This window comes from Holospora obtusa F1 (assembly GCF_000469665.2).
Classification (GTDB): Bacteria; Pseudomonadota; Alphaproteobacteria; order Holosporales; family Holosporaceae; genus Holospora; species Holospora obtusa.
This window is the reverse complement of the sequence record NZ_AWTR02000088.1, coordinates 1-13,488: the sequence shown is the minus strand read 5'-3', so window position 1 is coordinate 13,488 and position 13,488 is coordinate 1. Positions and strand designations below refer to the sequence as shown.

The following is a 13,488-nucleotide window of genomic DNA, read 5'->3' as shown; positions in this document are numbered from 1 at the left end:
TTGGCTCATGATTACTTTACACGACAATGCTTACAATTTTGTGAGGAATAATAATGACACGATGCATTTTTTTTCCTTCTAAAAGTGCTTGAAATTTTGGAACCTTTAAAACTTTTTTAAGAATTTCTGCTTCATCTTCATTTGTAGACACTTCAATAGTTCCTTTGGATTTTCCATTAATTTGCACCGCTAAGGTTACTTTATCTTCTTGAAGCCATTCTTCCTCATAACACGGCCATTTCACTTCATGAATAAAGACTTCTGGATCAATCGTGCTGTATAGTTCTTGAGCCAAATGTGGCATGACTGGTGCCATCATAGAGATAAAAGCTAATACTGCTTCTTTTAAAACCCAAGTCGCAGAATCATCATCATTTTTGAAACGTTCTTGAAAATCTTGAATGGAATTTCCTAACTCTCTCAGAATCGTAATGTACTTATTCAAGTGATATCCTTCAACAGCGCGTTCTATAGCATAAACGCTTCGATGCGTTACTCTTCTTAAATTTTTAGAGGGAATTGAAAAAATTTTTGGTTTTTTATACGCTTCTTTAAGAGAAATTTTAGACTGTACTGTCGAAACAATGTTCCAAAATCGATGTACACATCTCCAGCAACCTTCTATTCCCTCAATACTCCATTCTAAATCTTTTTCTGGTGGGGTGTCTGATAACATAAACAATCTTAACGTGTCGGCTCCATAAGTTTTAATCATATGATCTACGCTGACTACGTTACACTTTGATTTACTCATTTTTTCACTACGCCCCACTGTAACAGAGCTTCCATCACTTTTACGACAATACGATCCATCGTCTTGTTTCGTGATTTCTTCAGGATAGAGGTACGTTCCGTCTGTTCCAGAATATGTTTTGTGACATACCATTCCTTGAGTAAATAGTCGTTGGAAAGGCTCTTCAATTTCCCAATAACCACACGCTTTTAAGGCTCGTGAAAAAAATCGAGCATAGAGTAGATGCAAAATTGCATGTTCTACTCCTCCAATATAGTGATTTACTGGCATCCATGTTTTTATAGATTCTTTGGAAAAAGGCTCTTTAGGATTGTTCACATCACAAAAACGTGCAAAGTACCAAGAGGATTCTACGAAGGTATCAAACGTATCGGTTTCTCTTTGTGCTGGTCCTTGACAAGAAGGACAGCTCACGTGTTTCCATGTTGGGTGTGCGGCAAGTGGATTTCCTTTCCCCTCAAATACAACATCATCAGGTAACGTTACAGGCAAATCTTTAACAGGAACAGGAACGATACCACAAGCTGGGCAGTGAATAATTGGAATAGGGACTCCCCAATATCTTTGCCGACTGATACACCAATCTTTTAATCGATAACTTATTTTATGATATCCTAAATTTTGCTTGCTTAAGTAGCGAAGCATTGCATGATGTGCTTCAGAAACTGTCATTCCGTTTAAAAAGTCAGAATCTATCATGCGCCCATCACTTTTAAAAGGCATTGTTTGTGTTTCAAAAGGACGAATGACTGGGGCAACTGGAAGGCCGTAGCGCCTAGAAAATTCAAAATCTCGTAGGTCATGCGCAGGGCATCCGAAAATTGCTCCAGTTCCATAATGCCCTTGGACATAGTTTGTAACATAAATTGGAATGCGATTTTGTCCCAAAAATGGATGTCGCCCATAATACCCGGAAAAAACTCCCTTTTTTTCTTCAATTTCCGCGGTACGCGTAGAGGTGTCTTTACAATTTTCAATTTTTAAAAATTCTTTAATTTTTGAATTTTCTTTTTGCCAAAGCAACGCTAACGGATGTTGGGCAGAAAGTGCGAAAAATGTTGTGCCAAATAATAGCTCAGGAGTCGTGGTAAAGATTTCAAAAGTTAAAGAAGTATCCCAAACTTGAAATTGAATGCATGCTCCCTGAGACTTTCCAATCCACTGTTCTTGCATACGTTTAACATGATCTGGCCATTGCGTAAGAGATTGCAATCCTTCTAATAATTCTTCTGCGAAATCAGTAATTTTAAAAAACCACTGATTTAAAAGACGTTTTTCTACTAAAGCACCAGAGCGCCATCCTCTTCCTTGAATGACTTGTTCATTAGCCAAGACAGAATGATCAACGGGATCCCAATTCACTTCTGCTTGTTTACGATAGGCAATGCCTTTTTCATAAAATTTAAGAAACATTTTTTGCTCGTGAATGTAATAGGCCGCATCACAAGAAAACAGTTCTCTAGACCATTGCAAAGATAATCCTAGCGCTTGAAGCTGTTGACGCATATGTTCTGCGTTTCGATACGTCCAATCTTTTGGATTGACTTTCTGTTTTAAAGCAGCAGTTTCTGCGGGAAGTCCGCAGGCATCCCACCCCATAGGGTGTAAAACACTGTATCCTTTTTGTTGAAAGAATCGAGCAATGACGTCTCCTAACGCGTAATTTCTGACATGTCCTACGTGCAACTGCCCAGAAGGGTACGGAAACATTTCTAAAACATACATTTTTTTAGAATGGGATGAAGGTTCGAAAGCGTTAACGTTTTTCCAAATTTCTTGCCATTTTTTTTCACAAGATATCGGAGAATAATTATTATGACTCATACAGATGCTCCTTTTTAAGATTATTTGTTTTGAACAGCGTAATCGCGAGCATGCAACAAAACACTACGTTTGATTTTCTGCTCTAATTCTAATGAAGTTGAGATAAGGATCCATTTCCCGTGCTTTAAGACTTGATGGAGAACTGTCACTGATACAGCTTCGACACAAATTTCTTGACAAGGCATAATGAACACCTTTACTTGAAGACGATGATGTGGAAGATGCGCTGGAATATACCAATGTGTTTGTAGAAAACCGCGCTCTGGACTGAAAACTTCAAGAGGAATGCGTTCTAAGGCTTTCAAAGCTCCGTACCATAAAACGGAAGACTTTTCAATGGATTTTGAATCTTTGCCTAAAATCGATAAAGGGCTAGAAAACATCGGTTTCATATCGTCATAAGTTTTGAATTGACGCTCTGTGGGAAGCGATACTTTTTCTTTTCCTTTCAGTTCTTTACATCCTGAGCATAAAAAAACGAATAGAGATGCAGCGAAAATACAAAAGCTTTTACAGATCTGTTTTTTTTCAGTACGCTTACTCTCAATCATGTTAATACACATAAAAAAATCAATACTACACTAACAACCTTTTTTTACAAGATCAAGACAAAAGTTTCTTAAATAAAAAAAATAGTGACTTTTACAAATATTAAAATAAATGTAAAAACAAACAAAATCAAGGTTTATATTATATGAAGTAATATTTTAAATTAAAGTTGCGTAAATATTTCGTTACTTTATCGTGATATGACAGCAAAAGATTGATAAAAAAATTTATCGTCAATGACAGAATGGTGTAGCCTTCCACCTTTTTGAAAAATGGTATTCGATTGTGAGGTTAACGAAACACGTCTTGAGCGTGTTGCCGAAATTTTGTGCACCTTATTACGTTATTAACTTTTTTGAACTTGAAAAATCTATGCAAGCATTTTTTGAATTCTTTATATTTACAGTAATTTTTATTAAGTTTAAAAGATCAATGGGGAGGAGAAATGAGCTTGTTTATGATTATTTTTTTGAATTTCCCTCTGTTTTTTTTATCAAAATCTTTTATAATTGAGTCATCGGAGTATAGCGCAGCCTGGTAGCGCATCACGCTGGGGGTGTGGGGGCCGTGGGTTCAAATCCCGCTACTCCGACCAAGTTTGTATCATAAATATTTTAAAATAGATTAGTTGTTTTCTTGGAATTTAGATGAAAAGTGATATGATCTCAAAATCTAACGCGTAATATTACCATAAAAACGTGTATCCGGATTCCAAGATGTACCAAGAAAGACTCATGACGGGAACGAAGGGAATTCCGCGTTTATAAAAAAATAAACATAACAATGCGCCTATTCCGCCAGAAATCATAAAAAATTCAGGAACATTTGTGCTTTGGCTGCTGAGCAGTGCCAAAATTTCTACATCTCCCCACCCAAGATAAGTTGTATTCCATTTCCATTCTCCGAAATTTTTTAAAAAACCAAATAATCCCCCATACAATAAAAGATCTCCCACACACAATGGGCAAATCCATAACGTTATGATTCCAAAAAAAATAACACTTATCGCTGAAAAACTATGCTGACGTAAATCTTGAAAAGATATGTAAAGTAACGCGATGCTCCATAGAGCCCATAATATACTTTTCTCATAAGCAAGGATGCTAAACATGTATTTCCCTTGTATCAGAAACGCAGAGAAAAGAAAAAATCATTTAAAATTTTTTCACAAATAGAAGCACGCACCCCTGCGAGCACAATTTTTGGCTTAAAATAATGATTTTTTTGATCAAACACGCGTGTTCCATGTTCAATTCCTCCATGTTTTGGATCATAAGCTCCAAAATACACCGCATTTAATCGAGATAGTGCTATCGCAGTAGCGCACATTCCACACGGCTCTAAAGTAACAAAAAGATCACACTGAGATAAATTATATTGAAAAAACGATTGGTGTGCCTCTTGAAGTAACAAAAATTCTGCATGAGCCAAAGGAGAGCGCATTTGTCGCATTCGATTGTGATTTTCAAGAACTACCTTATTGTTATGTACTAGCACCGCTCCCACAGGAACTTCTCCCAAATCGGAAGCTTTTTTTGCTAAAGCCAACGCTTGATCCATAAAAAAATGAATATTCAAAAACATCGATTAAGTCCATGATTTCATGCTGTATCCGATGGCAGTCGTCCACCAACTGTCTGTGCGATCCATCACGCCTCCGTGTCCTTTAATCCAATTTCCAGAATCTTTGATTTTAAGCTGACGCTTGGCCCAAGACTCCAAAAAATCTCCTGTTTGAGCACATAAACTTAAAGTTCCTGCTTGCATCCAGCTCATAGGATGATGGATCAATTTCCCCAAGATAACTGTGCATATGCAGGCCATAACAAGTCCACCTATTGCTCCAGAGTAAGTTTTGGAAGCACTAATAGCAGGAAAAATTTTAGGTCCTTTAAACCAAGATCCGAAAAAATATGCGAAAGTGTCAGTAAAAATGGAACTTGCAATGATGACAATCCAACTTTCCCAACCTCGGGAATGAAACGCTTTTAAAAACGCGTTGCTGCCCATTACAATAAACACGACTCCTAAAATCCATATAGAATGTTTTTTCCACGATTGAGAAAGAAAGCATGCATAAGTCCATTCAATCAAACAACCGGCAGTTAATCCAAGCAAAATAAATTGAGCAATTTTCGAAGAGCCCTTAAAAAAATAGATGATTCCAAAAAGCACAAGAAAACAAAACGCCATCCAGATGCTAGATAAAGCTCGCTCTTTAAGATGGGAAAATAAGTTTGATTTCATGTTCAAAGCAAAGACTATTATAGGTATTCTATCAAAATATAAATGCTCTCACAAGAAAGATTTAAAATTTTTTTCTCAATGGTGTAATGGATTTTCAAAAAATACGTATTTATTTGATGATTGTATAGAATCATCTTATAAGGTTCCTGTTCTTAAATAAAATAAAGTTTATCTCTTATTGTCGAAAAAGTAATTTTTGATAGAGTCTTTGCAAAAATGGACCATCTTCGACTGTTTTTGGAATAAAGAAATATCATTTTTTAGCGTAATATTTTTTCAGAAGTGCACAAGATCATTACATAACAGAACCTTGATTCATAAAGCTCTGAGTTTTGGAATTAGGTTAAAACCGTCAACATGATTAAGTAGTAGCAATCGGTGATAGGGGTGACAATTGACCTGTAGCATTTTTATGAACAAAGAAATATTATAAAAAGAGGTTTAATAAAGATGAATTTTCTTTGTAAAAATGATCCCCCTTTTTGGAAAGAAGATCGTAATTGTCTCGTTAGAGATCTCTTTACAAAAAATAGAAATCTTGTCACAATTTGAAAACATCGTACGATATTAGTTGAATATCCTTTGATACAAAAAATTGAAAATTGCGTTGTGTATTGGTGTACCTCTGTTCAGCCACAGGAAAAAATACTTCCTCAGGTCATTGAAAAAATTCTTATGCAACGTAAACGATGCAGTATACTTAATCAATCTGTTCAAGAGCTAGAAAAATGGGATGATCGCTTGTGGACGTTTAGCTCAAAATCTTTTTTAGCACATGGAAATGATGTAAAAGATGATTTTCCAAAGGATCACCCTATATGGATTACTCAAAGCTGTCTGAATCAAAACGATTCTTATTATGGCATACTTACGGGATATGTTCATCAAAACGAAATTGATCTTTATTCCTTTCCTTGTTGGATTTGGATAGTAAAGGAAGAAGATGCGTTGGCTTTCCAACAAGCTACAGCTTGGGTTCAATCTAAAAAATGGACAGAATCTTGGATATGGGTATATCGCAATCAGCGTTGGGAAAAAAGTGTTTGGATTAAGGCGACTTCAGAAGCGGAACTTTAACATGCAACACAAAGGAAAAATTTTTAAGATAAACTTGGCCCTTGCTTTGAGTCAGTTGTCGGGGTGTTCTGTGGGAACCTGGTGGAGAGTTGAAAAAGAAGTTGAACGTACTCCAGAGATTCCTCTTTGTTGCGTGCCTTGGGTCAGTAGGAAGCAACAGCAAGAAGAAGGACGAAAGATTCTACCAGATTATCTGACACTAAAGCGACGCCAGGAAATAGCTCAGCAAGAATTAAAGTGTCAATTTAATACGATGGACACTCCAAAATGCAAGTAGATCGAAAAAAAATTGGGTTGATAGGAGGGCAGGGAAATCTTCCATTTTTAATCAAAGATGCGTTAAAAATTCAAGGTTGGGACGTGTTTATTCTCGCGTATTATGGCATTACTCCAGAAAATTTAACAGAGAATACGCCGCATGTTTGGATGTCTTTGGGAAAAATTCAACGGGCTGTAGATAGTTTACGTGAACATCACATTTCTTATCTGACGTTGGCAGGGAAGTTTTATCGTCCCAAGTTGAGCTCTTTACGTTTAGATGCGTTGGGACGAAAATTGCTTTATCAGCTGGGTTTAGGATGGTTTGGAGATGACGCTCTGTTGACGACCTTACTACGTTTTATACATGAACAAGGGTTTAATTTAGTAAAGACTCAAGATATTCTTCCTGACCTTTTAGAAGAAAAGAAATTTTTTATCCAGAATATGCCCAACGCTCAAGCACGAGAAGATATTGAACGAGGAGCAAAAATTTTACAAAATTTATCGAATTGGGATGTGGGGCAGGGGATTGCGATTCAGGGAAAAAGAGTTTTGGGTATTGAGGCCGCAGAAGGTACTGATGCGTGTATTATGCGTTGTGGACTTTTAGCAGAACAAGGGGCTTTGTTTCCAAAACCTGTCTATGTTAAGATGGCGAAAATAGGGCAGTCTTATTCCGTTGATTTACCTGTGATAGGATTGGATACAATGCGCGCACTGCATAAGGCGGGGTTTCAAGGTCTGGGTGTGCAAGCCAATAGCGTGTTAATTGTAGATTTTTCGCAGCTCAAGCATGTGAGTCAGGAGTTGGGAGTGTTTTTATGGCAATTTTAGAAAAAAAATTTTTCGTTACACAAAAATTTAACGTTCTATGCAATTGGATAGATTCTAGATGGAAAAATTATAGTAATTTATCAAAAATTGTTTTCGTACCCTATGGAACATCCTAGCTTCATTGACTGTAAAGAATCAAAAAACGGAAAAATCAAAAAAAATTTATAAGGCGATACAGTAAATCGATTTATTTTTGGGAAAATGCTATGAAGTGTCTACAAAAAACGCCATTATCTTTTTTTTATCAAAGTGATAATCAAAAAATTTTAGGAAATACAAGCTTAGGTAATGGGTTCAGTTTCGTGAAAAAATCTGTTCCCACTGTTTGGACTTGGATCTTGTGGGGAGCACTTTCTGCCCTTGCTTGGAGTCCTTTTTGTGCGTGGTGGGTATTAATTTGGACCTGGGGAGCGTTAGTAACGGGTCTTTATCATAGTAAAACAGTCAAAGAAGCTGTGAGTATTTCTTGGTTATGGAGTTTTGGTTGGCATAGCGCCAGTGTTTTTTGGATTGGAGAAAGTCTTTGGGCGGGATCTTCAAGATTTGCTTGGTTTTGGCCTTTGTGTGTGACAGGAATTCCCGCAATTTTTTCGTGTTATTTTGGAATTATGGGAGGAATTCTTTGGTGGGGAAAACAAAAATTTTGGACATCTCCAAGTTCTTTTGGAATGATGTGGTGCGTTTTGTACAGCGTAACAGAATATTTAAAAGGCGTGTTATTTACTGGATTTCCTTGGAACTTAACTGCATATATTTGGTCTCAAAATTTATGGATCGCTCAAAGTGCTAGTTTGCTTTCTAGCTATGGGTTAGGATTGCTTACATTGCTCATCTTAAGCTATCCAAGTCGTTTTTTTTTAACATATTCTACAAAACGTTCTTGGTGGAAAGGCGTTGTATATATGATCATCGGACTTTCGGCGGTATCTCTTTGGTCTATAGTTCGATTACGTATGACACCCACACGTTTTTATCAAAAAAATGGAATACGTTTGGTGCAACCCAATATTCCGCAATATGAAAAACAAAATGCTCAACGCATTTTTGTGAATTGGAACATATTATGCCGTCTATCTGATCAAGAAAGCAAAGTACCTATCACGCATGTTGTGTGGCCAGAAACTGCGGTTCCTTTTGTAGTTTCTGAAAAACAACTGGATCAAGTGATACCTTTAGCGCGAACAAGAAAGAAGTTCGCTCACTTGCTTTCTGGAATTTTAGTAAGCGATGCAAAAAAAGCATTTAATAGTATTATTCAGGTAACGGCTGAAGGGGATCGAAAAATTGTATACAAGAAGCAGCATTTGGTTCCGTTTGGCGAATATCTTCCTTTTCGAGCAGTGTTATCTAGGGTTTTACCTCAATGGATTTTGAATGCAGTTACTCCAGGAGAGCGAGATATAGATCAGGAAAAAAAAATCAGCGCTTCTGTTAGAATTTTTGAAGGCCCGCCATGTATTATGAAAATTTGTTACGAAATTATTTTTCCTATTTTTAACGCAGATCAAAAAGCTCGATGGATTTTAAATATCACAAATGATGGATGGTTTGGGTACAGTCCTGGACCTTTTCAACATCTTGCAAGCGCTCAATTTCGTGCTATAGAAACTGGATTACCTGTTTTGCGTTCGGCTAATACAGGAATTTCTGCAGTCTTTGACGGTATGGGAAGAACATTAGCAATTCTTCCTCTACAACATCAAGGGTATATTGATACGCTTTTGCCTATGCCTGTTTTTTCTTATTGCTCTCATCATAACTATATTTACGCAGGAATATTAATTATATTCACTATATGTGCATTTAGACGCTCTTTTAGAGATAAATTGTAAGAGATGAGAGAAAATTTTATTAGAAAAAATATAGAAAAAATAGATAAGATTTTTTTAGAATTTCATTATCAATCGATTGATTTAAATACAGTTTAATTTAGATTATGGCTCATCTTCAAACAAATTTTTTAGAACAGGATCAATCGTGTCATGCAGGTATAAAAACCATAAAATTTCCTTGTCAACATAGTGAATTTCTTTAGAGTGCAAGGAATAAGCTTTTAATGACGCATGAATATGTTTTTTCATATCTGGATAGGTCGTTTATCCTTTTAGATGTTATCACGAATTTCCTTAAGAAGAGATAAAAATTTTTAATGTTACAAAACGTTACAATGATATTTTTTGTGCTTTCGAAGTTTTGAAGGTAGACTAAAAAAAAGAGTATTGATTGAAAAATATGTACCAGTATCGAAAAACTATTCGAAATATGATCGAAGATGAGGGAGTTGCAATTCATTCTGGAGTATCAACTTCTTTACGATTAATTCCAGCACCTAGTGGATCTGGAATTTGTTTTCGTCGCTCTGGTGTAGTGTATCCTTTGCATCCACGCTATATTGAAGTAAAAAATTTTCATACTGTGTTAAAGTTTTCTAGTACATTTTCTGTGCACACAGTAGAGCATTTGTTAGCAGCATGTTGTGGTGTAGGCATAACTGACTTGATCGTTGAAACTTCCCAAGAAGAGCTTCCGTTTTTTGATGGAAGTGCTCTGCATTTTGTTCAAATGCTAGAATCCGCAGGGATACAAGAATTTGAAGAAGAAAGTGAATATATCGTGTTAAAAGAGGCGGTTTGTGTTTTGGAAGGGAATAGTCGATTAGTGCTTGAACCTGCTGGGGTTCCTATGATTCATGTCAATGTACCTATATCGTCATGTTATCAAGAGGAGGCTCATTTTTCTTTTTTAACAGATGATTTTAATTATGGAATTGCTCCTGCGAGAACTTTTTCTAAATTTTCAGAAATAGAATACATGCGTCAAAGAGGATTGATTCAAGGAGGAAATTTAGGGTGTGCAGTCGTACTGGAAGAAGACGGGACTGCATTGAATCCTGAAGGATTCAGGCTACCTCAAGAATGTGCGCGACATAAAATTTTAGATATCTTAGGAGATTTAATGATTTTAGGTTCACCATGTGTCGCTTCTATTTATAGTTACGCGCCTGGACACAGTCGCAATTTAAAAGCTGTACAACTTATAGCGAAAAATGCAGATAGTCATTATCGTTTAAAATATTCGGAACTAAAAGCGTTAACTCAGCTTTCAAGTGAAAAAAAAACAGCAAAGTATGCGTTTTAAAAACGCACATTTACTAGAATAAAAATATCATAAATTTAAAAAAACTAAAAAGAAGTTTCTGAAAGATTATTTTTAAAAATTACTCGAAATTCTGTACTAAATATTTTCCACAAGTCATAAAGAGGTCCTGAAGAAGTTTTTTCTAATTCTATTCTGAAACTCTTGTAGGTTTCTACATTGCCTTTCGGGCATTGATCGTAAAGTTGATCAAAAACTTTTTGAGTTAAATCGAAATAATATTCAATTTTTTCTATATCATCTTTAGAATTTTCTACAGCTTTACGTATTCGAAACAGCTCAAAAGCATGGTATAAGCTTAGTCCGTGAAATGGATTCCTTTCATTTTTCATCCAAACTTCCGGTAATACATCAACAAGCTGATTAGAAAAAATGGTACACAAAATGTCTTGTCGCAACACATGCTTTAGAATATAAGATGAAAACTCTTTTTGAACCAGCTCAGGAAAATATTCCAACAAATAAGAATCCCAGAAAGATTCTTGAAAATTTATTTTAGATAATTGCGCTTTTAAATTTTTCTTTGTTTCTAAAAATTTTACCGCAAGTTCTGGCCGAGTTAAATTGTGAAACTTCGTTTTTGCTCTATATAAACTAATGTTTTGCCAATAAGTTTGGTTAAGAACCTTAGAAACCATCTCTGAACTCATTGCTTGAAGCATATGATTTCGAGCTTCTTCAGGTATGGGAATATTTTGGAATAAAATTTTAAAATTTACTTCGTGATCAGAGCACAAAACGCCCGCACAATTATCAATTGCATCTATATTTACGATTCCACCTGATTTTTCAAAATCAACTCTTCCCATTTGGGTGCACCCTAAATTAGCACCTTCTGCGATAATTGTTGCTCCAATTTCAGTTCCTGAGACACGTAAATGCGCATTTTTTTCATCACCTGAGAAAGTTTCGTGAGATCCAACAATGTACGTTCCAATTCCTGCCATCCACAAGACATCACACTTCATCTTAAAAATGAAAGGAATAAGCTCTTCCGGTTTTATAACAGCGCACTCTAAGTTTAACATTTTTTGAATTTCATCAGATAATTCTACGCAAGGTGCACTTCTGGAAACGATTTGTCCTCCAAAAGATAGGATATTTTTGTTATAGTCCATCCAAGAAGAGCTCGGCAAATGAAACAAACGACATCGTTCTTGATAGCTTTGATCTAAATTTGGGTTTGGGTCAAGGAAAATATGACGATGATCAAAGGCAGCCAACAGCTTGATATTTTTTGAATATAAAAGCCCATTACCAAACACGTCTCCGCTCATATCTCCTACGCCTATCAGAGAAATTGGATGATCTAAATTTTTTCCCAGATGCTTCATATGAGTTTCTACTGAGACCCACACTCCTTTAGATGTAATGCCTAATTTTTTGTGATCATATCCCGTTTTTCCTCCGGAAGCAAAGGCATCTTTTAGCCAAAATTCTGCCTTTAAAGCGATCTCGTTGGCGATTCCAGAATAAGAAGCTGTTCCCTTATCAGGAGCAACCACCAAGTAAGAATCAGATTCATCCCAGGCACGAACCTTTGGAGCAGAGACGGGAGCGTGTTGACAGTCTCTATTATCCATAACGCTCAATAGCCCTTGAATAAATAAGCGATACCCATCTTCTGGTAGCAAGGAGTCTTTTACATAAAAGACCCCTTTTGCTCCGTCTGGTACAACTACCGCATTTTTTAGGCGTTGAGTTTTTAAAAGGTCAAACGCCTCTTTTCGATAATCTTCTCGATCAGATAAACGAATGCCTCCGCGAGATACAGCTGAAGCACGCAAATGGACTCCCTCTATATGAGGATGAAATACGTAAAGCTCCCGCATTCCAGGAATGCGCTGAACTTCTGGAATATTGTGAAGATCGTGGTGAATATCAATCGTAAACACTTTTGCGTCTGAAACATAAAGATTTGTGCGCACCGTAGCGTCTATTAAAGCCTTTAAAACGTTTAAATAATAAAAATTTTCTGTACTTAAATTCAAAGAAAACGTACTGGAATCAGAGCAAAGACTAAAACGATACAGAAAATAGTCCAATAGTTGTTCAAGCTCTTTACTGTGCTTACAGAACTCATCTTTCATGGGGTCAGAAGAAAAAATTTGTTTCATATATGTATGATAACAAGAAAAAACCCAAGACCGTGCTTGAAGGGAAATGGGGAAAGACAGCGTGTCATAAAGAGGCATAATCAATATTGAACACTTTCGTAAAAAATTTTTTTAATTATAAAGGATTTTTTTTTTGCGTCAAGATGTAAAATGAATTTAACGATTTTTAGAAAAATTTATGAAAATATGTTATATATAATGTGTCGTATTATTGATTATTTTAAAAAACAATATTGATCTACTATATGGTCATCACGTAAGCAATACAAATAAAAATAATTTTATTTTTAAAGTATACTTTGTATACCATAAAAAATTTAATATTTTGTTTGATTTTTGCTCTATATCAATGACGTGTAAATGATTTGTTGACAATTCCTTTCACATTTTATACAAATAATTGTCTTCAATTTATCGGCAGTTAAATATACAGTATAAATTATTTTTAGTAATCGATGCATAAACTTCTAACTTTAGGACATTAAAAATGATTAATTTAAAAAATAAAATGTTATTAAATATTGTATTACTTTTTTGTGTGTCAAGCGTTGGATACTCTGAATATTCTAAAGCTTTGGCTGAGCTATTTAGGAATAGCCCTAAAACGGAAGTGTTTTGGGATAGAATGGATGGATTTTTGAGGAAAAAGTCTGCGTTGACGATTTTTGG

At 35.7% G+C, this 13,488-nt stretch carries 13 protein-coding genes and 1 tRNA gene; 7 read left to right on the top strand and 7 right to left on the bottom strand.

Going from position 1 to position 13,488, the window contains the following annotated elements:
- Positions 1-16 precede the first annotated feature (16 nt).
- Together leuS and P618_RS05605 are read right to left on the bottom strand one after the other, a co-directional pair.
- A complete protein-coding gene (leuS, locus tag P618_RS05610; RefSeq protein ID WP_021827324.1) occupies positions 17-2,578 on the bottom strand; it encodes a leucine--tRNA ligase in 2,562 nt (853 codons plus the stop codon).
- Between the two features lie 20 nt (positions 2,579-2,598).
- Positions 2,599-3,129 carry a DUF3576 domain-containing protein gene (locus P618_RS05605; protein WP_162147101.1) on the bottom strand — a complete coding sequence of 177 codons (531 nt, stop codon included), beginning with the start codon at positions 3,127-3,129 and terminating at the stop codon, positions 2,599-2,601.
- A 516-nt stretch (positions 3,130-3,645) separates the two neighbouring features.
- Between P618_RS05605 and P618_RS05595 the strand changes: the two genes are divergently transcribed.
- Positions 3,646-3,722: transfer RNA gene (locus P618_RS05595), tRNA-Pro, on the top strand.
- A 90-nt stretch (positions 3,723-3,812) separates the two neighbouring features.
- On the opposite strand, the gene P618_RS05590 is transcribed toward P618_RS05595, so the two are convergent.
- Genes P618_RS05590 through P618_RS06180 form a run of 3 tightly spaced genes read right to left on the bottom strand, consistent with a single transcriptional unit; the run spans position 3,813 to position 5,374 of the window.
- Entirely contained in the window at positions 3,813-4,238 is a 426-nt protein-coding gene (locus P618_RS05590) for a hypothetical protein (protein ID WP_021827327.1), read from the bottom strand.
- A 14-nt stretch (positions 4,239-4,252) separates the two neighbouring features.
- Positions 4,253-4,711, bottom strand: coding sequence for a nucleoside deaminase (locus P618_RS05585; RefSeq protein ID WP_021827328.1), 459 nt, complete (start codon positions 4,709-4,711; stop codon positions 4,253-4,255).
- Positions 4,712-4,714: 3 nt separating this feature from the next.
- A complete protein-coding gene (locus tag P618_RS06180) occupies positions 4,715-5,374 on the bottom strand; it encodes a phosphatidate cytidylyltransferase (RefSeq protein WP_024161267.1) in 660 nt (219 codons plus the stop codon).
- 582 nt (positions 5,375-5,956) lie between these two features.
- Between P618_RS06180 and P618_RS05570 the strand changes: the two genes are divergently transcribed.
- The 4 genes from P618_RS05570 to lnt all read left to right on the top strand — a co-directional run bounded on the left by P618_RS05570 (position 5,957) and on the right by lnt (position 9,378).
- On the top strand, positions 5,957-6,451 hold the full coding sequence (locus P618_RS05570) for a DNA polymerase III subunit chi (protein WP_162147100.1): 495 nt from the start codon (positions 5,957-5,959) through the stop codon (positions 6,449-6,451).
- 1 nt (position 6,452) lies between these two features.
- Complete coding sequence (locus P618_RS05565) at positions 6,453-6,728, top strand: hypothetical protein (RefSeq protein WP_021827333.1); 276 nt, start codon at positions 6,453-6,455, stop codon at positions 6,726-6,728.
- On the top strand, positions 6,719-7,546 hold the full coding sequence (locus tag P618_RS05560) for an LpxI family protein (protein ID WP_021827334.1): 828 nt from the start codon (positions 6,719-6,721) through the stop codon (positions 7,544-7,546). The genes P618_RS05565 and P618_RS05560 overlap by 10 nt, the downstream gene beginning before the upstream one ends.
- Before the next feature lie 302 nt (positions 7,547-7,848).
- The gene (gene lnt, locus P618_RS05555; protein WP_162147099.1) at positions 7,849-9,378 is read left to right on the top strand and encodes an apolipoprotein N-acyltransferase; all 1,530 of its coding nucleotides are present in this window, start codon (positions 7,849-7,851) and stop codon (positions 9,376-9,378) included.
- A 102-nt stretch (positions 9,379-9,480) separates the two neighbouring features.
- Here the strand turns inward: lnt and P618_RS08085 are convergent, their stop codons facing one another.
- A complete protein-coding gene (locus P618_RS08085) occupies positions 9,481-9,627 on the bottom strand; it encodes a hypothetical protein (protein ID WP_021827336.1) in 147 nt (48 codons plus the stop codon).
- A 151-nt stretch (positions 9,628-9,778) separates the two neighbouring features.
- Here P618_RS08085 and lpxC point away from each other — a divergent pair, with 151 nt between their 5' ends.
- Positions 9,779-10,684, top strand: a complete 906-nt coding sequence (lpxC, locus tag P618_RS05550; RefSeq protein ID WP_021827337.1) for a UDP-3-O-acyl-N-acetylglucosamine deacetylase — start codon at positions 9,779-9,781, stop codon at positions 10,682-10,684.
- Positions 10,685-10,728: 44 nt separating this feature from the next.
- Here the strand turns inward: lpxC and P618_RS05545 are convergent, their stop codons facing one another.
- Positions 10,729-12,897: an NAD-glutamate dehydrogenase domain-containing protein gene (locus P618_RS05545; protein ID WP_021827338.1), complete on the bottom strand. Its 2,169-nt coding sequence runs from the start codon at positions 12,895-12,897 to the stop codon at positions 10,729-10,731.
- Between the two features lie 409 nt (positions 12,898-13,306).
- On the opposite strand from P618_RS05545, the gene P618_RS08080 reads away from it, so the two are divergent.
- Positions 13,307-13,488, top strand: a 182-nt coding sequence (locus P618_RS08080) for a hypothetical protein (protein WP_156919030.1), incomplete at its 3' end; no start/stop codon positions are given.